The sequence below is a fragment of the Pseudomonas sp. R4-34-07 genome, assembly GCF_003852375.1.
Taxonomy (GTDB): domain Bacteria; phylum Pseudomonadota; class Gammaproteobacteria; order Pseudomonadales; family Pseudomonadaceae; genus Aquipseudomonas.
In genome coordinates this window covers 3,535,713-3,561,066 of record NZ_CP027760.1, presented here as the reverse complement: position 1 = coordinate 3,561,066, position 25,354 = coordinate 3,535,713, and the positions used below count along the sequence as shown (strand labels likewise).

Here is a 25,354-nt window from a genome sequence, read left to right as displayed (position 1 = left end):
CCAGTCTAAAGGGATGAGTTCGAACTAAAAGCGCAAAGACCCGAGGTGAATGATCGATTAAATCGATTTGTCGCGCGCATCCCAATACTGCTGGGCCAGTTCAAATGCCTGCTCCCGGGTGTGTCCGAGGCCGCGCAAAGCCAGGGCCATGGTCGCGATCAGTGCCAGTTGCGGGTAGCTGTCCTCGACCTCGCCACGCCACAGGGCTTTGAGATGCTCAGGCGCAAGGCTCGCCGGTTTGACGTGGCGCTGGGCGGAGAGGGCGGGCCATTCTTCGTCCCAGCTCTGGCCCCCGGTGGTGCCATACAGGTGACTGAGGGTGTCGGGGTTGATTTCCACTTCGCCGCCATCGCCCTTGACCACAATCACGTTGTCGCCCAGCAGGCCGCTGGCATCGCGGTGCACGCCCTGGTAACCCGGGTGGAAGATGCTTTGCAGGCCGCAACGGGCATTCAGCGGGTTGAGCAAGCGGGCCAGGGAGTGGATCGGCGAGCGCAGGCCCAGGGTGTTGCGCAGGTCGATCATGCGCTGCAACTGAGGCGCCCAGTCGCCCAGCGGGATAAACGCCAGGTTGCCTTGTTCATACGCCGCCTCGACCTGCTGCCAATTGCGGCACAGCGGTATCTGCAAACGCTCCAGCAATTGCTCGGTGTACAGGCGGCCCGCCGTATGCGCGCCGCCGCCGTGCATGAGGATGCGCACGCCGTTTTGCGCCAGGCATTTGGCCGCCAGCAGGAACCACGGCAAATGACGCTTTTTGCCGGCGTAGGTCGGCCAGTCGATATCCACCTTCAAGGCGGGCGGGTTCAAGCGCTCGCGCACCGCTTCGGTGAAACCGGCGAGCTCTTCCGGGCTTTCTTCCTTGTGACGCAACAGCATGAGAAAGGCGCCCAGTTGGGTGTCTTCGACTTTTTCATCGAGCAGCATGCCCATGGCTTCCCGCGCTTCCTCACGGGTGAGGTTGCGCGCGCCGCGCTTGCCTTTGCCGAGGATGCGCACGAACTGCGCAAAAGGGTGCTCTTCAGGCGTTGAGAGGGTCAGTGGGGCAAAGTCGGTCATAAGCAATTCGTCGGCCTGGGCAGGCCCGCCAGCTTGGCGGCAAGTTTGGCGGGAGTGCCGTTGAACAGTTTATTGAGGTGCAGGCTGTTGCCCTTGTCCGGGCCGAGCTTCAAGGCGGCGTACTTGATCAGCGGGCGCGTGGCCGGCGACAGCTGATATTGCGCGTAAAAGCCGCGCAGCAGTTCGAGGATTTCCCAATGGTCCGGGGTCAGTTCCAGCGATTCGGCGGCGGCCAGGGCGTTGGCAATCTCGGCAGACCACGCGTCGAGGTCGACCAAGTAGCCGTCCTTGTCCAGTTCGAGGGTGCGTGTGCCAACGGTCAGCGTATTCATAACCAGCTGTTGACCTTGTCATAGTCGATCGACAGCTGCACGAAGCCCGGATAATCCACGCTGTCGGCCCAGTCCGGCAAAGGCAGGTTGCGCGCCTGCATGTCTTCAGCCAGCACGAACACCTTTACGCCTTTGGTGTGCAGCGCCGGGTGGCGCAGGCCGTAGGCGCCGTCGCCGCACAGCAGGATCGCATCCGCGCTGGCACAGACGCGCAGGCAGCTGTCGAGGCGGCTGTCGGTAAAGGGGGAGTGGGACACCACATGTAGAGTCGACATCAGAGGGTAATCACCTGGTCGTAACGTTCAATCAGTTGGGAAATGGCGGCAGGGGCCAACGGCTGCGCGCTGGCCGGCACACCCAGCCCGCGTTCGGCCAGGCTGTGGCTGCAGGCGAACACGTCATCGATGCCGAACAGCCCCAGGGCTTGCAGGTTGGCGCTCAAATCCTTTTGTTGCACGGCCTTGGCGTCCTGGTGCGATGCGAGCTGGAACACGCCGTCGTCCAAAAACAGCAGGCCGATCGGCAGATCGAACGCGCCACCGGCCAGCACGATATCCAGCGCTTCTCGCGCACTGGGGCCGGACCACGGTGCCTGGCGGCTGATCACCAGCAATGACTTGGCCATGTCATGAACCTCCAAAACAGATCAGGCGGTCGGCGTCCTGGATCGCGTCATGCAGTTGCCCCAGCCCCGACAGCGCCCAGGGCGCCTCCAGGTTCACCGCGCTGCGTTGATAGCGCATGGCTTCCTCGGCGTTGAGCACGCCACGGCGCAGGGCTGCAGCGATGCACACGACGCCGTCGAGCTGGTGGGCACTGACGAACTCGCGCCATTGGCGCGCGATGTCTTGCTCGTCCTGGGGCGCGACGATGTTATTGGACGCGCTGTACACGCCATCCTGATAAAAAAACAGCCGCACAATCTCATGCCCACCGGCCAGCGCCGCCTGGGCGAACAACAGGGCGCGGCGCGAGGAGGGCGCGTGGGCGGCGCTGAACACTGCAATCGCGAACTTCATGGAACACTCTGCCAATAAAACGTGGGCCAATGATAAAGCCGTGGCGACGAAAAAGCCCGCCGTGATCAAAACGGTCAGGGGGGGTGATCGTTCTGACGATTGCCGTCGACGCTCAAGGCTGACTACGCTGTGAACCGTCGAATCGGAAACGGAGTTTGTATGTCAGGCCCCTTGGCGTCCCTCAAAGTGCTGGATTTTTCCACCCTGTTGCCAGGCCCCTTCGCCTCACTGATGCTGGCGGACATGGGCGCCGAGGTGCTGCGCATCGAATCGCCGACGCGCATGGATTTGTTGCGCGTCCTGCCGCCCCATGATCAGGGCCCCTCGGCGAGCCATGCCTACCTCAATCGCAACAAGCGCAGCCTGGCGCTGGACCTCAAGCGGGCCGAGGCGCTGCAGATTGTGTTCGAGCTGGTCAAGGGCACCGACATCCTCATCGAGCAATTCCGCCCCGGCGTGATGGAGCGCCTGGGCCTGGGGTATGCGGCCTTGAACGCGATCAACCCGAGGCTGATCTACCTGTCGATCACCGGCTACGGCCAGACCGGCCCTTACAGGGATCGCGCCGGCCACGATATTAACTACCTGGCCGTGGCCGGTGTGGCCAGCCACACCGGGCGGCGCGACAGCGGGCCGTTGCCGTTGGGGGTGCAATTGGCGGATATCGGCGGCGGGTCGTTGCATGCGGTGGTGGGCTTGCTCGCGGCGGTCATCTCGCGGCAGCAGAGCGGCGTCGGCCAGTATCTGGATGTGAGCATGACCGACTGCGCGTTCAGCCTGAACGCCATGGCCGGTGCGGGTTACCTGGCCTGCGGGGTGGAACCGGCGTGGGAAAACCATGTGCTCAATGGCGGCAGTTTTTACGATTATTACCGCACCCGTGATGGGCGCTGGATGTCGGTGGGCAGCCTGGAACCGGCCTTCATGCAGCAATTGTGCGAAGCACTGGGGCGACCGGAGCTGGCGCTGCACAGCCTCAAGCCTGAGCAGCAGCCGGCCCTCAAGCAGGCGCTGCAGGTGGAATTCGAAAAACGCAGCTTTGATGAAGTGTGCGCGTTGTTTGCTGGAGTGGATGCGTGCGTGGAACCGGTGTTGAACTTGAGTGAAGCGGTAGCGCATCCGCAGCTGCAGGCGCGCGGGCTGATCAGCCAGGTGCCCAGGGGCGATGGCTCGACCCAGGCGCAGATTGCCTGCCCGCTGAAGTTTTCCGAGGGGTTGCCGGCGCCACGGCATATTGGTGCCGCCGTAGGGGCGCACAGTGATGAGGTGCTGGTGGAGTTGGGGTTCAGTGCTCAGCGGATAGGGGAATTGCGCCAGGCCAAGGTTGTGGGGTGACAGTTCTGACCCCATCGGGGGCTTGCTCCCGATGAGGCGCTCATTCCACCCGCGTTTCCCCAGTAAACACCAAGGTCTGCCGACACCGTCGACACAAATACCGCCGCCCCTGGCCTACCAGCCCATGGCGCTGCGGCGAAAACGGGAAGTCGCTGTCGGCACACGGGCACCGGTAGATATAGCGCGTCACCTGGCGCCGCTTGACTTCATAGGTGTGGCAACGGTCCGGCGGCAGTTCGTAAACTCCACGCATGATCAACTGCCATTCCTCACCATGGGGCTGGATGCGCTCGCCAAACAGTTGGTGGGCGATCAGGTGCGCCACTTCGTGGGCCACGGTTTGTTTGAGGAAATGTTGGCTGTTTTCACGGTAAAGCTGAGGGTTGAAACGCAGCAGGTTTTCGTGCAAATGCGCGACACCGGCTTTCTGGCCCCGCAGCTTGAGACTGACCTTGGGGCGTTTGAAGCTTCGTTTGAAAAAGGATTCGGCTTGCAGGAAACAATCTTCGACGCGGGTATTGAGTTGCTCGGGCATGCTGTACATATCTCCAGAGACGTCCAGTATGCCGCAAAGCAGGGTGTTTCCGAATCTGTCAGGCGCCGAATGGTCATGCATAACGCACAAAGCCACCTTGTGGTGGCTTTGCCTGCGGTAAAAAAGGCTTAACTGGTGTAGATCGGCCCAACGCCCAGGCCCCAGACGATCACGGTAAACGCCATGATCGCCACCAGCACCACCAGTCCTACAGCCAGTACCGAGCTGGAAAACAGGAAGCCTTCATCCGGGTCGATGCTCATGAAGGTCGGCAGCCCCACATACAGCAGGTATACCGTGTAGCAGATCGCCGCCGTGCCCACGACCATGCCCAGCCACATGTGCGGATAAAGCGCCGCCAGCCCGCCAATAAACAGAGGCGTCGCTGTGTAGGTGGCGAAGGCCACGCAACGCGCCATGCTGGGGTTGGCGTCGTAGGTGCGGGCCATCCAGTGAATGAACGCACCCATCACCGCCACGCCGCCGAGCATTGCAGCGTAGGACATCAGGGTCATCCACAGCGCGCTTTCCTGGGTCAGCATGACCGGTGCGCGGTTGCCGATGACCCAGCCGACCTGGGTGGTACCGATAAATGCAGAGACGGCGGGAATCGCCGCGAGAACCAGGGTATGGGTGAGGTACATGTGGCTGATGCTTTCTTCTTTATCGCCACGAATTTCGCGCCATTCCTGATCGGGATGGGTAAAAAGCCCCACGACGTGATGGATCATGCCAGTCACTCCTGTCGTTATTACCATCGCCCCCCAGCGGAGCGCTACCGGCCAAATGGCCTGCAAGGTCCGGATAGTTGTGCGACCTCTAGTCGCAGTATAGGAAGTGATGTCCTGGAAAACTGTAGGGCCTTTAGAGTAAATCGCGCTGTAAACATAGGTGCTAATCGCGGCACGGTCTGTAGCGGGCAATGGATTCAAGGTGGGAGGGGCTTGCTCCCACATTGAATCCGAGGCGCTCAGGTCGCTAAAATACCCCGCTTTTCGTCACACACTTGCAGCGGATCCAAGCGCCATGGGCACTCTTACGGTCAACCAGAACAAACTGCAAAAACGCCTGCGTCGCCTGGCCGGTGAAGCGGTCGCCGATTTCAACATGATCGAGGAGGGCGACAAGGTCATGGTCTGCCTTTCCGGCGGCAAAGACAGCTATACCCTGCTCGATGTGCTGCTGCACCTGCAAAAGGTCGCGCCGATCAAGTTCGAGATCGTCGCCGTCAACATGGACCAGAAACAGCCAGGTTTTCCCGAGCACGTGCTGCCGGCCTATCTCAAGGAACTGGGCGTCGAGTACCACATCGTCGAGAAAGACACTTATTCGGTGGTCAAGCAGTTGATCCCCGAAGGCAAGACCACCTGCTCGCTGTGCTCGCGCCTGCGGCGTGGCACGCTCTATACTTTTGCCGATGAGATCGGCGCGACCAAGATGGCCCTGGGGCATCATCGCGACGATATCGTCGAAACCTTCTTCCTCAACATGTTCTTCAACGGCTCGCTCAAGGCCATGCCGCCCAAGCTGCGTGCCGATGACGGGCGCAACGTGGTGATCCGCCCGTTGGCGTATTGCAATGAGAAAGACATCCAGGCGTATGCCGACTTCAAGCAATTTCCGATCATTCCGTGCAACCTGTGCGGCTCCCAGGAAAACCTGCAGCGCCAGGTGGTCAAGGACATGCTGTTGGAGTGGGAACGCAAGACGCCGGGCCGCACCGAAAGCATCTTCCGCAGCCTGCAGAATGTGATCCCGTCGCAATTGGCCGACCGCAACCTGTTCGACTTCACCAGCTTGAAAATCGATGAAACCGCCGCGTCGCGTTTCGTCAATGTAGTGAACCTCTAACGCTCTACAACGCTCTGAAAGACGGCGCTCACGGGCGCCGTTTTCATTTCACCTGCCAGGAGAGGGCATGCGCGATTACAAGTGGCTGCACGAATATTGTCTGAACCGTTTTGGTTCAGCGGCCCAGTTGGAAGCCCATCTGCCGGTGCCCAAGACCCCGGCGCAATTGCGCAGGATCAGCGCTGACCGCTACCTGTCGACCCTGGCGCTGCGCGTGTTCCGTGCCGGCTTGAAGCACAGCGTGGTGGACGCCAAATGGCCGGCGTTCGAACAGGTGTTCTTCGGCTTCGACCCGGAAAAAGTCGTGCTGATGGGCGCCGAGCATTTGGAACGCCTGATGCAGGACACCCGTATCATCCGTCACCTGGGCAAGCTCAAGAGCGTGCCGCGCAATGCGCAGATGATCCTGGATATCACCCAGGAGAAGGGCAGCTTCGGCGCGTTTATCGCTGAGTGGCCAGTCACCGATATCGTTGGGCTATGGAAATACCTGAGCAAGCACGGTCACCAGTTGGGCGGCCTGTCGGCACCGCGCTTTTTGCGCATGGTGGGCAAGGACACTTTTGTGCCGAGCTATGACGTGGTGGCGGCATTGAATGCGCAGAAGATCGTCGACAAGGTGCCCACCAGCCTGCGCGACCTGGCGACGGTGCAGGGCGCCTTCAACCAGTGGCATGCCGATAGTGGGCGGCCGATGTGCCAGTTGTCGATGATGCTGGCTTACACCGTCAACCATTGATCGTTCCCACGCTCTGCGTGGGAATGCTGCCCAGGACGCTCTGCGTCCCAGGCCTTGCTGTATCAGGCTGCCGCCAACCGCCGATTCAATTGGTGCCGCCAGCGCACATACAACAACGCCGTACAAAACAGCGCCAGGCTAGCCACCATCTCAAGCACCCCGAACCCTTGGCGGTTCGGGTCATACGCTGCCAGCGCGCCCTTGATGAAATACAGGTTCACCACAAAGCACATCCACGAATGCCCGCGTGCGCTGCCCAGGATCATGCCTGGCGCCAGCACCAGCAGCGGCACCAGTTCGATCAGCAGGATCACCCACGGACGCGCGCCGTGCAGGTCGGCGACGAACAGGTAGTACACGCACAACAAGCCCACCAGGCCAAAAAACGCCAGAAGGCTCAATGCGCGCGCGAGCTTGACCCGCGGCTCCAGCCACGCCTGGGGCGGCAGGACCTTAGGCTGCCTGGCCACGGCCGTTCTCCAGCAGTGTGGCGGTTTTTGCCAGGCGCAGGCCCAGGGCGCGGCACAGGGTGATTTCATGCGGGTCGAGCATGCGCTTGCCATCAGGCCCGGCATGGTGGCTGGCGCCATACGGCGTACCGCCGCCCTGGGTGTCGAGCAGCGCCTGCTCGCTGTAGGGCAGGCCGGTGATCAGCATGCCGTGGTGCAACAGCGGCAGCAGCATCGACATCAGCGTGGTCTCCTGGCCACCGTGCAGGCTGGCGGTGGAGGTGAACACGCCAGCAGGTTTGCCGACCAGAGCGCCGGTGAGCCACAGGTTGCTGGTGCCATCGAGGAAGTACTTGAGCGGTGCGGCCATGTTGCCAAAACGCGTCGGGCTGCCGAGGGCCAGGCCCGAGCAGTTTTTCAGATCATCCAGGCTGGCATACAGCGCGCCTTCGTCCGGAATACTCGGCGCCACGGCTTCGCACTCGGTGGAGATCGCCGGCACGGTGCGCAGGCGGGCTTCCATGCCGCCTTGCTCGATACCCCGGGCAATCTGCCGGGCCATTTCGCTGACCGAGCCATTGCGGCTGTAATACAACACCAGCACATAGGGGGTCGTCACGGCAGCAGCTCCAGTATGTTTTCCGGCGGACGGCCAATGATGGCTTTATCGGCGGTTTCCAGGATGGGACGTTCCATCAGCTTGGGGTGTTCGGCGATGGCGGCGATCAACTGCGCTTCGCTGAGGCTGGCGTCGGCCAGGTTGAGGCTTTTGTATTCCTCTTCGCCGCTGCGCAACAATTGGCGGGCGCTTAGACCAAGTTTGATCAGCAGGGCTTGTAGTTGCGCCGCGTTCAGTGGGGTTTCCAGGTAGCGCACCACGGTAGGCGTGAGGCCGCGGGCTTCCAGCAGTTCAAGCGCACCGCGGGATTTCGAGCAGCGCGGGTTGTGATAAAGCGTCAGATCGGTCATGTGCGGGTCGCATCTTGCGTAAGGTGGCGGGTATTCTACCTGCGCTGCGGGCCGTCCTTAAACCGTAAGAGGCGATAGGCCGCAGCCAACGTTCATTTTTACGAAGGATTACCCCATGACAAGGCGACTGATCGGTGCATTGGCGATCATCACAACCCTGCTGCTCAGTGGCTGCGGTAACGATTACGGCGTTGACCAGTATGGCCAGAAAATACCGGCCGAACGCCTGGACAAGCAGTGGCTGGTGGTCAATTACTGGGCTGAATGGTGTGGCCCGTGTCGCACGGAAATCCCCGAGCTCAACGCCTTGGCCGAGCAACTCAAAGCGCAGAACGTGGGCGTGTTCGGGGTCAATTTCGACAATGTGCAGGGTGAGGAGCTCAAAGCCGCCAGCGACAAGCTGGGCATCAAGTTCACCGTGCTGGCGCAGAACCCGGAAGGGATCTTCGATATTCCACGCAGCGAGGCGCTGCCGGTGACCTATATCATCGATGACAAAGGCAAGGTGCGCGAACAACTGATGGGTGAGCAGACGGCGCAAGGGGTGTTGGCCAAGCTCAAGGCCCTGCGCGGTTAAAGCATCAACTCAGAGCCAATGTGGGAGGGGGCTTGCTCCCGATTGCGGTGGGTCAGTTGAATAACTGCTGGCTGATACACCGCTATCGGGGGCAAGCCCCCTCCCACATTGGGAACCCCATCAATTTACAGTTTGGAGACTCAGCCTTCTTCCAGCCACAAGCGGATCGGCTTGCCTTCGGCCGGCCAGAAGCGGGTCTGTTCGATCGGCGAGATGTCCCAGCGCTGTACGCCCTGCAGGGCCTGGAAGAAGCGGTGCTCCTGTTCCATCAACGCCTCGGCGCACATTTTGCGGGTGCTGCCGATCGGGCCGAAGCTGAGCTTGTCGCCTTCGAGGGTGTACGGCGCAAACCAGTGGTTGCAGCCGCCATTGCCATAGGCGCGCCCATCGGCACCGAGGGTCACGGTCAGGTGCGCGTAGTCCATCAAGGGCCGCTCGCCTATCCACTCCACCACATAGCTGTGATCCTGCTTGAGCTTGGCCGCATCGCCGGCGCAGCCACTCAGGGCCGCGCCCACGGCGGCGAGCAGCAGCAGGCCTTTCATTGTGCGGCCCGCTGGCATTTCGGGCAGCGGTGCTGGTCGCCTTCGCTGGCCCAGCCGAGTTCTTTGATACGTGCGTTGGCGGCCGGCTGCAGCGGTTCTTTGGTCAGCTTGGTTTCCACCGCGAATTCAAACTCCAGCACGCTGTCGCAGCTGTCGCAATTGACCTTCCAGGTGTGAATCTCCAACTCGCCGAATTTCGGCCCCAGGGCCATGGCGACCCATTGGCCTGCCGGGCGGATGGAGTAGCGCGCGTCACCTTCCACGGTCAGGCGCATCGACAGGGTTTTGCTGCCGCGCAGGGTGACGATCAGCACGTCGCCATGCTTGATCGAACCACCGTTGCCGGTGACTTGATAACGGCCCGGCACCAGGGCGCGGCATTCGATCAGGGTGTGTTGCGGGCTCAGCAAGCTGAAGCGGAAATCGTGTTCGGCCATGGATCCTCCAAATAGGCGCGGCATCCTATCACGGGTGCCGGCTCATCATGAGCCCGGTATGTGACCGCTGATCATCCCTCGACGAGGTTCTGCGCGCGGCCATCGGCCCACGCCGCAATATTGGCCAGCGTCGTGCCGGCAATCGCCGCCAGCGCCTCGCGGGTCAGGAAGGCCTGGTGGGCGGTGATGATCACATTGGGAAAGGTCAGCAGGCGGGCGAGCACGTCGTCTTGCAGGGGCAGGTCCGAGCGGTCCTCGAAAAACAGCTGCGCCTCTTCCTCATAGACATCCAGCCCCAGGTAACCGAGTTGGCCGTTCTTGAGCGCCTCGACCAGTGCCGGCGTGTCGACCAGGCCGCCGCGACCGGTATTGATCAGCATGGCACCCGGTTGCATGTGTGCCAGGGCGCGGGTGTCGATCAGGTGTTTACTCTCGGCGGTCAGCGGGCAATGCAGGCTGATGATCTGCGCCTCGGCGAGCAATTCGGGCAGGCTCACGTAGCGCGCGCCCATGGCTTGCACCTGAGGGTTGGGGAAGGGGTCGTAGGCCAGCAACTGGCAGCCAAAACCGGCCATGATCCTGGCGAAGGTGGCGCCGATCTGCCCGGTGCCGACCACGCCGACGGTTTTGCCGACCAGATCGAAACCGGTGAGCCCGTGCAAGCTGAAATCGCCATCGCGGGTGCGGTTGTAGGCGCGGTGCAGGCGCCGGTTCAGGGCGAGAATCAGGGCCACGGCATGCTCGGCCACGGCGTGGGGCGAGTAGGCCGGTACGCGCACCACGCTCAGGCCCAGGCGCTTGGCGGCGCGCAGGTCGACATGGTTGTAGCCGGCCGAGCGCAACGCAATCAGGCGCGTACCGCCACTGGCCAGTTGCTCGAGCACCGGGGCGCTGAGGTCATCGTTGATAAACGCGCAGACCACCTCGTGCCGTTCGGCCAGGGCGACGGTGTCGAGATTGAGGCGGGCGGGTTGGAATCGCAGCTCGATGCCCTGAGGGCGCGGCTCACCGAGAAAACTCTCGCGGTCGTAGGCCTGGCTGCTGAAAAGAATCACGCGCATTAAAAGGCTCCCTGCAATTTACGAATTGAAATGCGAGCTGAATGTGGGAGGGGGCTTGCCCCCGATAGCGGTGTATCAGTGACAGATATTTCGACTGACACATCGCCATCGGGAGCAAGCCCCCTCCCACATTTTGATTGGCGTCGTCCATAAAATCGGGTTAGGCGCTAACCCTGGCTTCACTGGCCAGCCGCGCAATCGCCATGTCCAGTTCATCCAGCGCGGCCATGGCCTTGGCGTCGTCCTGCTTGAGCAGGGTTTCGGCGCGTTGGCAGGCCGCGCGCAATTGCGGCACGCCGCAGTAGCGGGTGGCGCCATGCAGGCGGTGGACGCGCTCGATCAGGGCGTGGTTGTCATTGGCTTCGCGGGCGACCGTGATCGCCAGGCGATCGGCTTCCAGGGAGGCCAGCAGCATGGCGAGCATGTCGGCCGCCAGGTCCGCCTTGTTAGCCGCCAGGCGCAGGCCTTCCTCATGGTCCAGCACCAGCAGTTGCACGCCTGGGCCAAGGCCTTCGGGGACGCGCTCGGGCCCCTGGTTGCGCAGGGCCAGGCCGGTCCATTTCAGCACCACCTGGGCCAGCTGCCGCTCGCTGATGGGTTTGGTCAGGTAATCGTCCATGCCGCTTTGCAGAAGGGCACGTTTCTCGTTGGCCATGGCATGGGCGGTGAGGGCGACCACCGGCAGCGGCGTGCCATGCCGTTCGCTTTCCCATTGACGAATCGCTTCGGTACTCTGGCGCCCGTCCATGCCGGGCATCTGCACGTCCATCAGCACCAGGTCGAACGTTTCCTGCTTCACGGCGTCAATGGCCGCAAAGCCGCTTTCCACGGCATGGACCTTGGCGCCCATGTCTTCGAGCAGGGTTTGCACCAACAACAGGTTCGCCGGGTTATCGTCCACGCACAGCACCCGCGGCGCACGGCTGGACAACGGCTCACCCGGCTCGCTGCGCGAGGGGCGCGGGCTGATCAGGTCGGCCAGGGAGCGGCGCAGCTTGCGCGTACAGGCTGGCTTGGCCTGCAACTGGCTGTTGGGGTTGGGCACCGACTGGTTGAACAACATTTGTTCGGTGGTCGGGCACAGCACCAGCACCTTGCAGCCCAGGTGTTCGAGGTCCCACAAGTGCTGGTTGAGGCGCTCGGGCGGGATGTCATTGGCGGTGACGCCGAGCACCGCCAAGTTGATCGCCTGTTCGGTCTGATGGGCGCTGGTAATGCCATTGGTCAGGCTTTCCAGGGTATTGAACAGCGTGACTTCCAGGCCGCAGTCTTCCAACTGGTGTTGCAAGGCCTGGCGCGCCAGCTCGTGGTTCTCCAACACGGCCACGCGGCGACCGAGCAGCGGCGCGCTGGGCAGGTCTTCGATGTCGTCGCGGGTCTTGGGCAGGTTCAGGCTGATCCAGAACTCCGAGCCTTCGCCCGGTGTGCTGTCGACGCCGATTTCGCCGCCCATCTGTTCGATCAGGCGCTTGGAAATCACCAGGCCCAAGCCGGTGCCTCCTGGCTGGCGCGACAGCGAATTGTCCGCCTGGCTGAAGGCCTGGAACAGTGCGCGCACATCCTGGTTGGACAGGCCGATGCCGGTGTCCTGCACGCTGATGCGCAGTTGTACGCTGTCTTCCTGCTCATCCTCGATCATCGCACGGGCCACGATAGTGCCTTCGCGGGTAAACTTGATCGCGTTGCTGATCAGGTTGGTCAGGATCTGCTTGAGGCGCAGTGGGTCGCCCACCAGCGCCAGCGGCGTGTCGCGGTAGACCAGGCTGACCAGTTCGAGCTGTTTGGCGTGGGCGGCCGGGGCGAGGATGGTCAGGGTGTCCTGCAGCAGGTCGCGCAGGTTGAAGGGCACGCTGTCGAGCACCAGCTTGCCGGCCTCGATCTTGGAGAAGTCGAGGATCTCGTTGATGATGCCCAACAGGTTGTCGGCGGATTTTTCGATAGTGCCCAGGTAATCCAGCTGACGTGGCGACAGCTCGCTTTTTTGCAGCAGGTGGGTGAACCCGAGGATGCCGTTGAGCGGCGTGCGGATTTCATGGCTCATATTGGCCAGGAACTCCGATTTGATCCGGCTGGCTTCCAGGGCTTCTTTGCGGGCCAGGTCCAGCTCGATGTTCTGGATCTCGATGGTTTCCAGGTTCTGGCGCACGTCTTCGGTGGCCTGGTCGATGCTGTGTTGCAGTTCTTCCTGGGCGTTTTGCAGGGTTTCGGCCATGCGGTTGATGCCCGACGCCAACTGATCCAGCTCCTGGCTGCCCAGGGGCGGCAGGCGGGTTTCCAGGTTGCCGTCTTTAAGCTGGGCCACGGCTTGCTTGATCAGGCCGATCGGCGAATTGATGGTGCGGCTGATGCGCAGGGCCAGTGCCGCGGTGCAGATCAAGCCGATGGCGATCAGCAGCAGGCTGGCGAACAGGCTGCGATAACCGCGCAGCAACATGCCGTTGTGGGACAGTTCCACCTCGACCCAGCCCAACAGGCGGTCGGACTCATCCGGAATCAGCTCTCCGGCGAGGTTGCGATGACGGCCAAACACTGGCATCAGGTAACGGGTGGCATCGTTGCCGGTACGCTGCAGCAGGTGCGAACTGTTGCCGGTGGGCGGTGGATTGAGCATGGTCGGGCCGGCATGGGCCAGGGAGGAGCGGTCCGGCGCCAGGAACGACACCGCGCGCACGTCCGGTTGTTCGAGGGATTGGGTCGCGATGCGTTCCAGCAGGTCGGTGTTCTTGCTGCTCAGGGCGGGCGCGACCAGCGGCGCCAACTGCTCGGCGATCATTTCACCGCGTTGCAACAGTTGAGTCTGCAGCTCGGAGAGCTGCATCCAGGTGAAATAGCCCCCCAACAGCAGCGCCATCAAGCTGGTCGGCAATAACGTCAGCAACAGTACGCGGCCTTTTATCCCCATTCTTCTCAGCACGCCACTCTCCTGCTACCACATTGATATCAATCTTCCACACGGGCGTCCGGCCCGCGCTACCTGCGCAGTGTAGCCATTTGCGCCGCCAGGAATCTCGTAAATTAATGACACACGGCAATCTTCGGGCCATTCGGTAGCGGCCTGCGATTGCCTGTAACACTTTAATCTTGAATAATCAGTCATTGAGAATGACTTGCAGACGCTAATGAATCCCGCAGCCGTTGGCCTACCCAGTATCCTGACCATCGAGGATGACCCCGTGCTGGGCGCCTACGTCCATGAACATCTGGGCCGCTGTGGCTTCGAGGTCACCTGGTGCCGCAATGGCCAGCAAGGCCTGCAGCTGGCCCGCGACCAAGCGTTCGACCTGGTGCTGATGGACGTTCTGCTGCCAGGGCTGGACGGGCTGTCAGTCCTTACGCATCTGCGCCAGAGTCATGCCATACCGGTGATCCTGATGTCGGCCCTGGGCGCCGAAGCCGACCGTGTCAGCGGCTTTCGCCTGGGCGCCGACGATTACCTGCCCAAGCCGTTCAGCATGATCGAACTGCGGGTGCGCATCGAAGCCATCCTGCGCCGGGTGGCCCTGGACCGTCGCCCCCCGCCGGGCCTTGCACCCTTGCGCGAGGATGCGCAGGTCCTGCGGTTTGACGAGGGGCTGTGCGATGTCGTCTATCACACGCATTGGGCCGGCCTGACACGCAGTGAGTACCGCCTGCTGGAAACCTTGCACCGCAACGCCGAAGAGGTACTCAGCAAAGCCTTCCTTTATCAGCACGTGCTGCAGCGCGGTTATGCCCCACACGATCGCAGTCTCGACATGCATGTGAGCCAGATTCGCCGCAAGCTCAAAGCGATCGGCTACACCGAGCGAGAAGTGCGCACGGTGTGGGGCAAAGGCTATGTGTTGAGCGGTCACGATGAAGGGCTTTGAGCGGTTGCCGGGCAGGCATTCGTTGTTCTGGAAGCTGGCGTGCCTGCTGATCGCGTTTTGTTTGCTGATGATCTGGCTCAGTTGGTCCTGGGGCCGTTACATGGAGCAGCAAAGTGCCTATCTCACTGACGAAGCCCGCGACACGCTTCGCGGCTATGCGGCGGGCGCCGAGTTGGCGTGGAGTACCCAGGGCAGTGCCGGTGTGGATGCGTGGTTGCAGCATATGGGCGAGCGTGAAACCACTTGGCTGGGCGTCATCGGCAATGACTTGCAATCACTTGGCAGCGCACCGTTGAGCGACAAGCAAAGCCAGCGCCTGACCTTCTTGCGCGGATTGGACTGGCCGGTGAGCCGCCATGCCAAAGGCTTGCCCTGGTTGAAAATCGCCTTCCCGGTCGACCCCGATGCGGGGTCACTAGTGATCGAGTTGCCCAAGCGCTTTATGCCGGGGCGTTATCAACTGTTCTGGCGGGTCATCACCAACGGCCTGATTCCCGGGTTGTTTACCTTATTGCTATGTATCGGCCTGTATCGATTGCTGATCATGCCCCTCAATCAATTGCGTGCGCAGGCCAATGCCTGGCGTGCGGACCAATTGACGGCGCGAATGTCCCGTGACGCGACCAGCCGCCAGGACGAGTTGGGTGAATTGGGACGCGCCTTTGACCAGATGTCCGAACGCTTGCAGGGCACGGTGCAGTTGCAGCAACAGCTGCTGCGCGACATGTCCCATGAGTTGCGCACGCCCCTGAGCCGCTTGCGTGTGGCCTGCGACAGCGAACAGGACCTGGCGCGGTTGCGTGAACGCCTGAGCCGGGAAATCGACGCCATGCAGCGCCTGGTGGAAGACAGCCTGCAACTGGCCTGGCTCGACAGCGACCGGGCGCCACTGCCCCAGGAGGACATCCAGCTGCCGGCGCTGTGGGACATGCTGCGGGAAAACGCTTGTTTCGAAAGCGATTGGCCGGCATCGCGCTTGCCATGCCTGTTGCCAGCTGAGTGCTGGGTGCGAGGCAATCTCAATGCACTGGCCCAGGCTCTGGAAAACATCCTGCGTAACGCAATACGCCACTCACCAGGCCAAGGCCGGGTGACATTGGACGGCGCACGCGAAGGCGAGCACTGGCATGTGTGGCTGGAGGATCAGGGGGGCGGCATCGATGAGGACGACCTGGAGCGTATCTTCGCGCCCTTTATCCGGTTGGACGGTTCCCGGCCCGGTGACGGCGGCTTCGGCCTGGGCTTGAGCATTGCGCGCAACGCGGTGCAGCGCCAGGGCGGGCGTATCTGGGCGGAAAATACCGGGCAGGGCCTGCGTGTACACCTGCGCCTGCCTGCCCGTTAGCCATCAGCGGCGGCGCAGTTTGCGTTTCTTCCACTGGTGCGCGACCCACCAGCGCCAATAGCCCATGGTCAGGCAATAGGCCAATGCGCCCAACACCAATCCGGATACCACCGAGCCCAACAGGAAAGGTTGCCACATCGTGCTCAATTCGCCGCTGATCCATTCCCAGGTGAGGTTATCGGGGAGGCTGCGTGGCGGCACATTCATCAACCAGGCACCGGTCATATAGGTGCAGACAAACACCACCGGCATCGTGATCGGGTTGGTCAGCCACACCAGGCTGACGGCAATCGGCATATTGCCGCGCACCACGATCGCCAGGATCGCGGCCAGCAGCATTTGCAAGGGAATGGGGATAAACGCGGCAAACAGACCCACGGCCATGGCACGGGCCACCGAGTGCCGGTTGAGGTGCCAGAGGTTCGGGTCATGCAGCAAGGTGCCAAGAAACTGTAATGACTTGTGTTCCCTGATACTGCTGGGGTCGGGCATGTACCGTTTGAATAAGCGCCGGGGCATAAGGGGTCCAGGTCAGTTCGAGGGGCAAGTATGCGCGTATTCTATAAACAGAAAATTCAGACTTTGTGACAAAACATCAAAGGCGCCCCTGGGAACCCCGGCTAAGACTGAGTGGATCATTGAAAGGAATGATTCATGAGGACAGGGATGTTCGCGCTTGCGCTGGGGTTGCTGACCCTGCGTTTTCTACCGGTGTTGCCGCCCACCGGATGGCTGTTGGCCATGCTGGTGCTGGCATTGATGTTAGTGCCGTTTCGTACCTATCCGCTGGCGTTTTTCCTGATGGGCTTGAGCTGGGCGTGCATCAGCGCGCAGTGGGCACTGGATGATCGATTGCGACCAGCACTGGACGGCGAAACACGATGGGTGGAAGGGCGCGTCGTCGGCTTGCCTCAGCAGACCGACACCGGCGTGCGTTTTGACCTGGCCGACAGCCGGTCGCGCAAAGCCCGGCTACCCAAGCGCATCCGGGTGTCCTGGCACGGCGGGCCGCCGGTGCGCAGTGGAGAACGCTGGCGCCTGGCTGTCACCCTCAAGCGGCCGTCTGGCCTGCTCAACTTTCACGGTTTCGACCACGAGGCCTGGTTGCTGGCGCAACGCATCGGCGCCACGGGCTCGGTGAAAGACGGTGAGCGCCTGACGCCAGCCCGCAACGCCCTGCGCGACAGCCTGCGCCAGCGCCTGATGGCTGCGGATGCGCAAACCCATGAAGCCGCCGTGGCGGCGTTGGTGCTGGGTGACGGTTCCGGGCTGCGCACGGAGCAATGGCAGGTATTGCAAGACACCGGCACCGTGCACCTGTTGGTTATCTCCGGCCAACACATTGGCTTGCTGGCCGGGCTGATCTACGCACTGGTGGCCGGGATGGCGCGTTACGGTTGCTGGCCACGCAACCTGCCATGGCTGCCGTGGGCCTGCGGCCTGGCCTTTATTGCAGCGCTGGGTTATGGCCTGCTGGCGGGTTTCGGCGTGCCGGTGCAGCGGGCCTGCGTGATGGTGGGCCTGGTATTGCTATGGCGGCTGCGCTTTCGGCATTTGGGCGTGTGGTGGCCGTTGCTGCTGGCCTTCAACGCTGTGCTGCTGCTTGAGCCCCTGGCCAGTCTGCAGCCGGGTTTCTGGTTGTCCTTTGCGGCGGTTGCGATCCTGGTGCTGACGTTCGGAGGGCGGCTCGGGCCCTGGAGTGTCTGGCAGGCCTGGACGCGTCCACAGTGGTTGATTGCCATCGGTTTGTTTCCAGTCCTGCTGGTGCTGGGTTTACCCATCAGCCTCACCGCGCCTGTGGCCAATTTATTCGCTGTGCCGTGGATCAGTCTGGTGGTGTTGCCATTGGCGTTGCTGGGCACGGCGCTGCTGTGGCTGCCGTTGGCCGGTGACGGTTTGCTCTGGTTGGCCGGCGGAGCGCTGGAGGGATGGCTCAAGGTGCTGGCGCTGCTGGCCTCGCAGTTGCCGGCCTGGACGCCGGCCGAGGTGCCGCTGGTTTATTGGCTGGTCAGCCTGGCGGGCGCGGCGTTATTGCTGCTGCCCAAGGGGGTGCCATTTCGGTTGCTGGGCTGGCCCATGCTGCTGTTGGCGGTGTTTCCACCCAAGGAATCGGTACCCCATGGGCAGGTGACGGTGGTGCAACTGGATGTCGGCCAGGGGCAGGCTGTGATCTTGCGCACCCGCAACCACGCCTTGCTTTACGACGCGGGGCCGCGTTCGGGGGCGGTCGACCTGGGTGCGCGCGTGGTTCTGCCGTCGTTGAAAAAGTTCGGAGTAGAGCGGTTGGACATGCTGCTACTGAGCCATGCCGACGCCGATCATGCTGGTGGCGCTGCAGCTGTCGCCCGCGGGCTGCCCATCCGGCGTGTGGTCGGCGGCGAAACCGACGGGTTGCCGGCGTTTCTGGGGACCGAGCCTTGTATCAGTGGCGAACGATGGGAGTGGGATGGTGTGTCGTTCGTGTTATGGCAGTGGTCCGGCGCCATCAGTGGCAACGCCAAATCCTGTGTGTTGCAGGTGCAGGCCAGCGGTGAGCGGCTGCTGCTCACCGGGGATATCGACCGTGCGGCGGAGCGCGCACTGCTTGACACACCGTTGGCGGTGCCCACCGATTGGCTGCAAGCGCCCCATCATGGTAGCCGCAGCTCGTCATCCAGGCCTTTTGTGCAACGGCTTGCGCCTGGATCGGTGCTGATCTCCAGAGGCCGGGGCAATGCCTTTGGTCATCCTCATTCGCAAGTGGTAGAACGCTATCGGGCCCTGGGCAGCCGGCTATACGACAGCGCCGAACAAGGTGCCGTGCGTCTTCAGTTGGGCGCGTTCCAACCCGCTGTTGTTGCGCGCAGTCAACGCCGGTTCTGGCGCGAACCGTTACCGTAATCCGGCGTTACCAAACACCGCGGGCTGCGACAGTCCGGTCTGCGGTCGACGAACCCCGCCGCTGAACCTATATGATAAAGTGGCGCACTTTTTCGAGGGGGCATTCACTGTGTGGGAATTGGTCAAATCCGGCGGCTGGATGATGTTGCCGATCATCATGAGTTCCATTGCCGCACTCGGCATCGTCGCCGAACGCCTGTGGACCCTGCGCGCCAGTCGCGTTACCCCCGAGCACCTGCTGGGGCAAGTCTGGGGCTGGATCAAGAACAAGCAGCTCGACAAGCAGAAGCTCAAGGAACTGCGCGCCAATTCGCCACTGGGTGAAATCCTTGCCGCCGGCCTGGCCAACTCCAAGCATGGTCGCGAGATCATGAAAGAGTGCATCGAGGAAGCCGCAGCGCGGGTGATTCATGAGCTGGAGCGCTACATCAACGCCCTCGGCACCATCGCCGCCATGGCGCCGCTGCTCGGTTTGCTGGGTACGGTGCTGGGCATGATCGACATTTTCAGCTCGTTCATGGGCTCGGGCATGACCACCAACGCCGCGGTGCTGGCCGGTGGTATTTCCAAAGCGCTGATCACCACGGCTGCGGGCCTGATGGTGGGGATCCCGTCGGTGTTCTTCCATCGCTTTTTGCAACGGCGCATCGATGAACTGGTGGTCGGCATGGAACAGGAAGCCATCAAGCTGGTGGAGGTGGTGCAGGGCGACCGTGATGTGGACCTGGTCGAGGGCAAAGCGTGAAATTTCGCCGCAAGCAACGGGAAAATGTCGATATCAACCTCGCGTCGCTGATTGACGTGGTGTTTATCCTGCTGCTGTTCTTCGTCGTTACCACCACGTTCACCCGGGAAACCCAGCTGCGCGTCGACTTGCCCGAAGCCGTGAGCGGCTCCCCAGCAGAAGACCAGCAGGTCAAGCAGCTGGACATTGCCATCAGCGCCGATGGTGTGTTTTCGGTAAATAACCAGTTGCTGGAGAAAAACGACCTGGCCAGCTTGATGGAGGCCTTGCAGAAGGAGTCCGGGGGCGACACCAACATGCCACTGTCGATCAGCGCCGACGGCAAAACCCAGCACCAGGCAGTGATTACCGCGATGGACGCTGCCGGCAAGCTCGGTTTCAGTCATCTGCGCATGACCACCGTCGAGGCGGCGAGCCCACCCTGATGGCCATGTCCGATCGTTTGCTCAAGGCCTGGTACGACGGGCATCCGGCCCTCGTGCTGTTAAAGCCGCTGGAGTGCTTGTATCGCCGGGTGGTGCAGCGCAAGCGCGCGCGCTTCCTGGCGGGTGAGGGCGCTGTCTACCAGTCACCGGTGCCCGTTGTGGTCGTGGGTAATATCACCGTAGGCGGGACTGGCAAGACGCCGCTGATCCTGTGGATGATCGAGCACTGTCGGCGCAGTGGGTTGCGCGTAGGCGTGGTCAGCCGTGGGTATGGCGCCAAGCCGCCACAGTTGCCGTGGCGGGTCGAGGCCAACCACAGTGCCGAAGTGGCCGGCGACGAACCGTTGCTGATCGTGCAGCGCTGCGGGGTACCGTTGATGATCGATCCGGATCGCAGTCGTGCGGTGAAAGCGCTGTTGGCCAGCGAAACCCTGGACCTGATCCTTTCCGACGACGGCCTGCAGCACTATCGTCTGGCCCGTGATCTGGAGCTGGTATTGATCGATGCCGCCCGTGGCCTGGGCAATCGCCGCTGCCTGCCGGCCGGGCCATTGCGCGAGCCGGTTGAGCGCCTGCAGAGCGTTGATGCGCTGCTCTATAACGGTGCGGCCTCGGACCGGGAAGACGGCTTTGCCTTCCGCCTGCAGCCCTCGGCACTGGTCAACCTGCACAGCGGCGAGCGGCAGCCGGTCAGCTACTTTCCAGTAGGCCAACCGGTACACGCGGTTGCCGGTATCGGCAATCCGCAACGTTTCTTCAATACCCTTGAAACGCTACACTGGCAGCCGATCCCCCATGCGTTTGCCGACCACGCGCCCTACAGCGCCGAGGTGCTGGATTTCACGCCGTCATTGCCGCTGGTCATGACCGAAAAAGACGCGGTGAAGTGCCGCGCCTTCGCCCGGCCCGACTGGTGGTACCTTGCGGTGGATGCGCTGCCGTCGCCAGCGTTTGTCGCCTGGTTCGACACGCAGTTGATGCGCTTGCTGCCCAACCGTCTTTTGCCTTAAACCGCTTATTTCCAGGAACTACTCATGGACACCAAACTGCTCGACATCCTTGCTTGCCCGATCTGCAAAGGCCCGCTCAAGCTCAGCGCCGACAAAACCGAGCTGATCAGCAAAGGCGCCGGCCTGGCTTACCCTATCCGCGACGGCATTCCGGTGATGCTGGAAAGCGAAGCCCGCACCCTGACGACCGATGAGCGCCTGGATAAATGACTACCGCCTTTACCGTGGTGATTCCCTCGCGCTATGCGTCGACCCGCCTGCCGGGCAAGCCGCTGCAAATGATCGGTGCCAAGCCGATGATCCAGCTGGTATGGGAACAGGCCTGTAAAAGCAGCGCTGAACGGGTGGTGGTGGCGACCGATGATCCGCGCATCATCGAAGCCTGCGAAGGTTTCGGCGCCGAGGCGGTGCTGACCCGCGAAGACCATAATTCCGGCACCGACCGCCTGGCCGAAGTGGCCACGCAACTGGGCCTGGCGCCGGACGCCATCGTGGTGAACGTGCAAGGCGACGAGCCGCTGATTCCGCCAAGCGTCATCGACCAGGTCGCCGCCAATCTGGCGGCCCATGGCGAAGCGCGCATGGCCACCCTGGCCGAACCGATCGAAGACAGCGAAACCTTGTTCAACCCGAACGTGGTGAAGGTCGTCAGCGATATCAACGGCCTGGCCCTGACATTCAGCCGCTCGATCCTGCCCTGGGCGCGGGATGCCTTCGCCAACAACCCCGACGCACTGCCGCAAGGCGTGCCGTACCGCCGCCATATCGGCATTTATGCCTATCGCGCCGGTTTCCTGCATGACTTCGTCAGCTGGGGCCCGTGCTGGTTGGAGAACACCGAGTCCCTGGAGCAGCTGCGGGCCCTGTGGCACGGCGTGCGCATCCACGTGGGCGATGCGCTGGAAGCGCCGCCTGCAGGCGTCGATACCCAGGAAGACCTCGAGCGCGTCCGTCGCCTGCTGGGGGCTTGATGGAGGTCCTGTTTGTCTGCCTGGGCAATATCTGCCGTTCGCCTACCGCCGAAGGCGTTTTGCGCCATAAGTTGCGCGAAGCAGGTTTGTCCGGCCAGGTTGAGGTGGCGTCAGCGGGGACTGGGCAATGGCATATCGGCAACCCACCGGACCAGCGCAGCCAACGTGCGGCGCTGGCGCGGGGCTATGACTTGTCATCCCAACGTGCCCAGCAGGTCTGCCGCGCCGACTTTGCGCGCTATGACCTGATCCTGGCCATGGACCACAGCAACCTGCGCCACCTCAAAGCCATGCAGCCTGCACAGGGTAAGGCGCAGTTGGATATATTCCTGCGCCGCTTCGGCGGTGAAGTGGACGAGGTGCCAGACCCTTATTATGAAGGCGAACAAGGTTTTGAGCGGGTCCTGAACCTGATCGAGCGCGCCTGTGATTTATTGGTGATCGAATTGAAGGGGCGGTTATGACCTTGCAAGTACTGGCGCAGGTATCGCTCAAGCCGTTCAACAGCTTTGGCATCGACGTGCGCGCCCAGCTATTTGCCGAGGCCTGCAGTGATGCCGACGTGCGGGAAGCCTTGGCCTACGCCGAGGCGCACAGTGTGCCGCTGCTGGTGATCGGGGGCGGCAGCAACCTGCTGCTGACCCAGGACGTGCCTGCCCTGGTGTTGCGTATGGCCACCCAAGGCATTCGCGTGCTGCACGATGATGGCGTGCAGGTGGTGGTCGAAGCCGAAGCGGGCGAAGCCTGGCACCCCTTTGTGTTATGGACCCTGGAGCAGGGCTTCTGCGGCCTGGAAAACCTCAGCCTGATCCCCGGCACGGTCGGTGCGGCGCCAATGCAAAACATCGGTGCCTACGGCGTGGAGGTCAAGGATGTGTTCGCCGGACTCACTGCGCTGGATCGTCAGACCGGTGAACTGCGGGATTTCAGCCTGCAGGAGTGCCGGTTTGCCTATCGCGACAGCCTGTTCAAGCATGAAGTCGGCCGTTGGTTGATCCTGCGGGTACGCTTTGCCCTGAGCCGCGCCAGTCACCTGAAACTCGACTACGGCCCGGTGCAGCAACGTCTGGCCGGGCAGGGGATTACCGACGCCACGCCGACGGATGTGAGCCGGGCGATTTGCAGCATTCGCCGCGAAAAATTGCCCGACCCGGCGCAGCTTGGCAATGCCGGCAGTTTCTTCAAGAACCCGCTGGTGCCGCAGGCCTTGGCTGCTGAGCTGAAAAGCCAGTATCCGGACTTGGTGGCCTACCCTCAAGCAGACGGGCAAACGAAGCTCGCCGCCGGTTGGCTGATCGACAAGGCGGGTTGGAAGGGCTTTCGGGAGGGCGATGCTGGCGTGCATGCATTGCAAGCCCTGGTGCTGGTGAACTATGGCTCGGCCACCGGGCGTGAGATTGCCAACCTGGCGCTGCGTATCCAGCAGGATATTGTCGAGCGCTTCGGAGTGGAACTAGAGATGGAACCTAACCAGTACTGATCGTCCTTGGGCCCCGGAAATGAAAATGCCCCGTATCTCGCGATACGGGGCATTTTTTATAGCGTTAACAATCAGTCGTCACGGCTCATGATGCCGAAGATCTGCAACAGGCTGATAAACAGGTTGTAGATCGACACATACAGGCTGATGGTCGCCATGATGTAGTTACGCTCGCCACCATGGATGATGGCGCTGGTCTGGAACAGGATGCACACCGAGGAAAACAGCACGAAACCTGCGCTGATCGCCAGTTGCAGGCCGCTGATCTGGAAGAACATGCCGGCTACCACCGCCGCCAGCAACACGAAGAAGCCAGCGGTGATGAAGCCGCCCAGGAAGCTCATGTCCTTACGGCTTATCAGCACGTACGCCGACAGGCCACCAAACACCAACGCGGTCATGGCAAATGCCGAACTGACCACTTCCGCGCCACCGGCCATGCCGAGGTAACGGTTAAGGATCGGGCCCAGGATAAAGCCCATGAAACCGGTCAGGGCAAAGGCCGACACTAGGCCCCAGGCCGAGTCACGCAGCTTGTTGGTCAGGAAGAACAGACCATAGAAGCCGATCAACACGACAAAGATATTGGGATAACCGACGCGCATCTGCTGGGCCACGTAAGCCATCACGCCGCTGAATGCGAGGGTAAGGGCGAGCAGGCCGTACGTATTGCGCAAGACGCGGCTGACTTCAAGCTGCTCAGCCTGCACGTTGCCATTCACTGCGTAATTCTGTTCGCGCATGGCGACTCTCCTTCAGTTTTGAAACGTTCAGTCGCAAAGATCATAACAGACGCTCTGTAACAAGCTATGCAGAGAGTTTGACAGTGTGTTTCATTCGGGTATTATTGCGCCCGCTGACGCAGGATGAGCTACTATGATCCTGTAACGCACAAGGGAAATTGGCAGAGTGGTTGAATGCACCGGTCTTGAAAACCGGCGGACGTTAAGAGCGTCTCCAGGGTTCGAATCCCTGGTTTCCCGCCAAGATTCACACGAAAGCCCCGCACTGCGGGGCTTTTGCGTTTCTGGGGTCAGGCGCAATTGTCTGCCTCACAGCTGATCATTTCCGCATCATTACATGCTGTTTCCGCAACTCGGTGCAAGTTGTGGTCACCAGGTCGGTTTCACGATCTCCCCGACACGTCGATAAACCGTCTCGGTTATCCGCTTGTCAGTGTGCCCCAGCAGTCGGCTTGCACCCCCAAGGTTGAGGATCTCACTGGCAGCTTTCGGCCGGATTCACGCGCGATGTTGTAAATATGCGACAACAAAGAGATCTTGCGATTGGCCCGCACCTTGGCGGTCCGGCCGTCCCGATATTGAGCAATGATCTGTGGTGTAACAGCGTCGATGGGTGCACCAACGAACGCCTTGCGCAGTTGCTTCAAGCTCAACTGGTTATCTTGGATATCGCCAAGGCTGAATGGGCAAAGCTGGATTGCAAGCCAGTACCGAAGAAGAACGCCTTATTGGGCCTGGTATTTGATCGGTACGAGCGGGAGATCATCCCAGGCAAGGCGCCCAAGACGCAGAGCGATACCCCGAGCACGTGCCATTGATTCCTTCCCCGTCCCAATACACGCCGTGCATACCGCTCATGCCGCGTCCTCGACTGTTCCTCGCTCCGTACTCCCGGTTCTTGCAACTCTGGAAAGGGGTAGCCTCTCTGAGGTTTTCCCATCGGTTATCGTCCTTAATCCGATTCAATATCAACCAGAAGGTCTTTTGCCGGTCGCGTTT

31 protein-coding genes, 1 tRNA gene and 1 pseudogene are annotated in these 25,354 nt (G+C 61.8%); 16 read left to right on the top strand and 17 right to left on the bottom strand.

Features of this window, described 5'->3' with window-relative positions:
- Positions 1-57: 57 nt before the first annotated feature.
- Genes C4J85_RS16385 through tusD form a run of 5 tightly spaced genes read right to left on the bottom strand, consistent with a single transcriptional unit; the run spans position 58 to position 2,410 of the window.
- Entirely contained in the window at positions 58-1,059 is a 1,002-nt protein-coding gene (locus C4J85_RS16385; protein ID WP_124410225.1) for a glycosyl transferase family protein, read from the bottom strand.
- Entirely contained in the window at positions 1,056-1,391 is a 336-nt protein-coding gene (locus C4J85_RS16380) for a TusE/DsrC/DsvC family sulfur relay protein (RefSeq protein ID WP_124410224.1), read from the bottom strand. The genes C4J85_RS16385 and C4J85_RS16380 overlap by 4 nt, the downstream gene beginning before the upstream one ends.
- Entirely contained in the window at positions 1,388-1,666 is a 279-nt protein-coding gene (tusB, locus tag C4J85_RS16375) for a sulfurtransferase complex subunit TusB (RefSeq protein WP_124410223.1), read from the bottom strand. Before tusB ends, C4J85_RS16380 begins: the two co-directional genes overlap by 4 nt.
- The gene (gene tusC / locus C4J85_RS16370; protein WP_124407546.1) at positions 1,666-2,016 is read right to left on the bottom strand and encodes a sulfurtransferase complex subunit TusC; all 351 of its coding nucleotides are present in this window, start codon (positions 2,014-2,016) and stop codon (positions 1,666-1,668) included. Before tusC ends, tusB begins: the two co-directional genes overlap by 1 nt.
- A 1-nt stretch (position 2,017) precedes the next feature.
- The gene (gene tusD, locus C4J85_RS16365) at positions 2,018-2,410 is read right to left on the bottom strand and encodes a sulfurtransferase complex subunit TusD (RefSeq protein ID WP_124367398.1); all 393 of its coding nucleotides are present in this window, start codon (positions 2,408-2,410) and stop codon (positions 2,018-2,020) included.
- A gap of 159 nt (positions 2,411-2,569) precedes the next feature.
- Between tusD and C4J85_RS16360 the strand changes: the two genes are divergently transcribed.
- Entirely contained in the window at positions 2,570-3,745 is a 1,176-nt protein-coding gene (locus tag C4J85_RS16360) for a CaiB/BaiF CoA-transferase family protein (protein WP_124410222.1), read from the top strand.
- Positions 3,746-3,785: 40 nt separating this feature from the next.
- Here C4J85_RS16360 and C4J85_RS16355 read toward each other — a convergent pair whose 3' ends face one another.
- Positions 3,786-4,280 (bottom strand): SprT family zinc-dependent metalloprotease, encoded by a 495-nt coding sequence (locus C4J85_RS16355; RefSeq protein WP_124367396.1) that lies wholly within the window; start codon positions 4,278-4,280, stop codon positions 3,786-3,788.
- A gap of 128 nt (positions 4,281-4,408) precedes the next feature.
- A complete protein-coding gene (locus tag C4J85_RS16350; protein WP_124371051.1) occupies positions 4,409-5,011 on the bottom strand; it encodes a Yip1 family protein in 603 nt (200 codons plus the stop codon).
- A gap of 295 nt (positions 5,012-5,306) precedes the next feature.
- Between C4J85_RS16350 and ttcA the strand changes: the two genes are divergently transcribed.
- Entirely contained in the window at positions 5,307-6,131 is an 825-nt protein-coding gene (ttcA, locus tag C4J85_RS16345; protein WP_124363269.1) for a tRNA 2-thiocytidine(32) synthetase TtcA, read from the top strand.
- A gap of 67 nt (positions 6,132-6,198) precedes the next feature.
- Complete coding sequence (locus C4J85_RS16340; protein WP_124410221.1) at positions 6,199-6,870, top strand: DNA-3-methyladenine glycosylase I; 672 nt, start codon at positions 6,199-6,201, stop codon at positions 6,868-6,870.
- A 62-nt stretch (positions 6,871-6,932) separates the two neighbouring features.
- On the opposite strand, the gene C4J85_RS16335 is transcribed toward C4J85_RS16340, so the two are convergent.
- From C4J85_RS16335 to arsC, 3 genes are read right to left on the bottom strand one after another with little or no spacing between them, the layout of a single operon-like run.
- Positions 6,933-7,340 carry a DUF2069 domain-containing protein gene (locus tag C4J85_RS16335; RefSeq protein WP_124410220.1) on the bottom strand — a complete coding sequence of 136 codons (408 nt, stop codon included), beginning with the start codon at positions 7,338-7,340 and terminating at the stop codon, positions 6,933-6,935.
- Positions 7,324-7,938, bottom strand: a complete 615-nt coding sequence (gene wrbA / locus C4J85_RS16330; protein WP_124367392.1) for an NAD(P)H:quinone oxidoreductase — start codon at positions 7,936-7,938, stop codon at positions 7,324-7,326. The genes C4J85_RS16335 and wrbA overlap by 17 nt, the downstream gene beginning before the upstream one ends.
- Positions 7,935-8,288, bottom strand: a complete 354-nt coding sequence (gene arsC, locus C4J85_RS16325) for an arsenate reductase (glutaredoxin) (RefSeq protein WP_124410219.1) — start codon at positions 8,286-8,288, stop codon at positions 7,935-7,937. Before arsC ends, wrbA begins: the two co-directional genes overlap by 4 nt.
- A gap of 115 nt (positions 8,289-8,403) precedes the next feature.
- Here arsC and C4J85_RS16320 point away from each other — a divergent pair, with 115 nt between their 5' ends.
- On the top strand, positions 8,404-8,865 hold the full coding sequence (locus C4J85_RS16320) for a TlpA disulfide reductase family protein (RefSeq protein ID WP_124363264.1): 462 nt from the start codon (positions 8,404-8,406) through the stop codon (positions 8,863-8,865).
- A 140-nt stretch (positions 8,866-9,005) separates the two neighbouring features.
- Here the strand turns inward: C4J85_RS16320 and C4J85_RS16315 are convergent, their stop codons facing one another.
- From C4J85_RS16315 to C4J85_RS16300, 4 genes are all read right to left on the bottom strand, one after another.
- Positions 9,006-9,410 (bottom strand): META domain-containing protein, encoded by a 405-nt coding sequence (locus tag C4J85_RS16315; protein ID WP_124367390.1) that lies wholly within the window; start codon positions 9,408-9,410, stop codon positions 9,006-9,008.
- Complete coding sequence (locus tag C4J85_RS16310) at positions 9,407-9,847, bottom strand: hypothetical protein (RefSeq protein WP_124371049.1); 441 nt, start codon at positions 9,845-9,847, stop codon at positions 9,407-9,409. Before C4J85_RS16310 ends, C4J85_RS16315 begins: the two co-directional genes overlap by 4 nt.
- Positions 9,848-9,918: 71 nt before the next feature.
- Positions 9,919-10,908 (bottom strand): 2-hydroxyacid dehydrogenase, encoded by a 990-nt coding sequence (locus tag C4J85_RS16305; protein WP_124410218.1) that lies wholly within the window; start codon positions 10,906-10,908, stop codon positions 9,919-9,921.
- A 160-nt stretch (positions 10,909-11,068) separates the two neighbouring features.
- Entirely contained in the window at positions 11,069-13,822 is a 2,754-nt protein-coding gene (locus tag C4J85_RS16300) for a response regulator (RefSeq protein ID WP_124410217.1), read from the bottom strand.
- A gap of 205 nt (positions 13,823-14,027) precedes the next feature.
- Between C4J85_RS16300 and C4J85_RS16295 the strand changes: the two genes are divergently transcribed.
- Together C4J85_RS16295 and C4J85_RS16290 are read left to right on the top strand one after the other, a co-directional pair.
- A complete protein-coding gene (locus tag C4J85_RS16295) occupies positions 14,028-14,756 on the top strand; it encodes a response regulator transcription factor (RefSeq protein ID WP_124410216.1) in 729 nt (242 codons plus the stop codon).
- A complete protein-coding gene (locus tag C4J85_RS16290) occupies positions 14,743-16,101 on the top strand; it encodes a sensor histidine kinase (protein ID WP_124410215.1) in 1,359 nt (452 codons plus the stop codon). The genes C4J85_RS16295 and C4J85_RS16290 overlap by 14 nt, the downstream gene beginning before the upstream one ends.
- Positions 16,102-16,104: 3 nt before the next feature.
- On the opposite strand, the gene C4J85_RS16285 is transcribed toward C4J85_RS16290, so the two are convergent.
- Positions 16,105-16,620 (bottom strand): DUF2062 domain-containing protein, encoded by a 516-nt coding sequence (locus tag C4J85_RS16285; RefSeq protein WP_124363258.1) that lies wholly within the window; start codon positions 16,618-16,620, stop codon positions 16,105-16,107.
- Positions 16,621-16,755: 135 nt separating this feature from the next.
- On the opposite strand from C4J85_RS16285, the gene C4J85_RS16280 reads away from it, so the two are divergent.
- From C4J85_RS16280 to murB, 8 genes are all read left to right on the top strand, one after another.
- Positions 16,756-18,981, top strand: a complete 2,226-nt coding sequence (locus tag C4J85_RS16280) for a DNA internalization-related competence protein ComEC/Rec2 (protein WP_124410214.1) — start codon at positions 16,756-16,758, stop codon at positions 18,979-18,981.
- Between the two features lie 109 nt (positions 18,982-19,090).
- A complete protein-coding gene (locus C4J85_RS16275; RefSeq protein ID WP_122676958.1) occupies positions 19,091-19,726 on the top strand; it encodes a MotA/TolQ/ExbB proton channel family protein in 636 nt (211 codons plus the stop codon).
- Complete coding sequence (locus tag C4J85_RS16270) at positions 19,723-20,151, top strand: biopolymer transporter ExbD (RefSeq protein ID WP_124367383.1); 429 nt, start codon at positions 19,723-19,725, stop codon at positions 20,149-20,151. Before C4J85_RS16275 ends, C4J85_RS16270 begins: the two co-directional genes overlap by 4 nt.
- Complete coding sequence (gene lpxK, locus C4J85_RS16265) at positions 20,151-21,161, top strand: tetraacyldisaccharide 4'-kinase (RefSeq protein WP_124410213.1); 1,011 nt, start codon at positions 20,151-20,153, stop codon at positions 21,159-21,161. The genes C4J85_RS16270 and lpxK overlap by 1 nt, the downstream gene beginning before the upstream one ends.
- Positions 21,162-21,185: 24 nt before the next feature.
- Positions 21,186-21,371: a Trm112 family protein gene (locus tag C4J85_RS16260; protein WP_003174668.1), complete on the top strand. Its 186-nt coding sequence runs from the start codon at positions 21,186-21,188 to the stop codon at positions 21,369-21,371.
- On the top strand, positions 21,368-22,132 hold the full coding sequence (kdsB, locus tag C4J85_RS16255; RefSeq protein ID WP_124367381.1) for a 3-deoxy-manno-octulosonate cytidylyltransferase: 765 nt from the start codon (positions 21,368-21,370) through the stop codon (positions 22,130-22,132). Before C4J85_RS16260 ends, kdsB begins: the two co-directional genes overlap by 4 nt.
- Entirely contained in the window at positions 22,132-22,596 is a 465-nt protein-coding gene (locus tag C4J85_RS16250; protein ID WP_124410212.1) for a low molecular weight protein-tyrosine-phosphatase, read from the top strand. Before kdsB ends, C4J85_RS16250 begins: the two co-directional genes overlap by 1 nt.
- Positions 22,593-23,612 carry a UDP-N-acetylmuramate dehydrogenase gene (gene murB / locus C4J85_RS16245; RefSeq protein ID WP_124410211.1) on the top strand — a complete coding sequence of 340 codons (1,020 nt, stop codon included), beginning with the start codon at positions 22,593-22,595 and terminating at the stop codon, positions 23,610-23,612. Before C4J85_RS16250 ends, murB begins: the two co-directional genes overlap by 4 nt.
- 71 nt (positions 23,613-23,683) lie before the next feature.
- Here the strand turns inward: murB and C4J85_RS16240 are convergent, their stop codons facing one another.
- Complete coding sequence (locus C4J85_RS16240) at positions 23,684-24,355, bottom strand: Bax inhibitor-1/YccA family protein (RefSeq protein WP_124410210.1); 672 nt, start codon at positions 24,353-24,355, stop codon at positions 23,684-23,686.
- A gap of 152 nt (positions 24,356-24,507) precedes the next feature.
- On the opposite strand from C4J85_RS16240, the gene C4J85_RS16235 reads away from it, so the two are divergent.
- Positions 24,508-24,598 (top strand) — tRNA-Ser (locus C4J85_RS16235).
- Positions 24,599-24,846: 248 nt separating this feature from the next.
- Here the strand turns inward: C4J85_RS16235 and C4J85_RS27755 are convergent.
- Positions 24,847-25,017, bottom strand: a pseudogene (locus tag C4J85_RS27755) (integrase); the annotation flags it as partial.
- Between C4J85_RS27755 and C4J85_RS28055 the strand changes: the two are divergent.
- Entirely contained in the window at positions 24,934-25,173 is a 240-nt protein-coding gene (locus tag C4J85_RS28055; RefSeq protein ID WP_164487848.1) for a hypothetical protein, read from the top strand. The pseudogene C4J85_RS27755 and the gene C4J85_RS28055 overlap by 84 nt on opposite strands.
- Positions 25,174-25,354 lie beyond the last annotated feature (181 nt).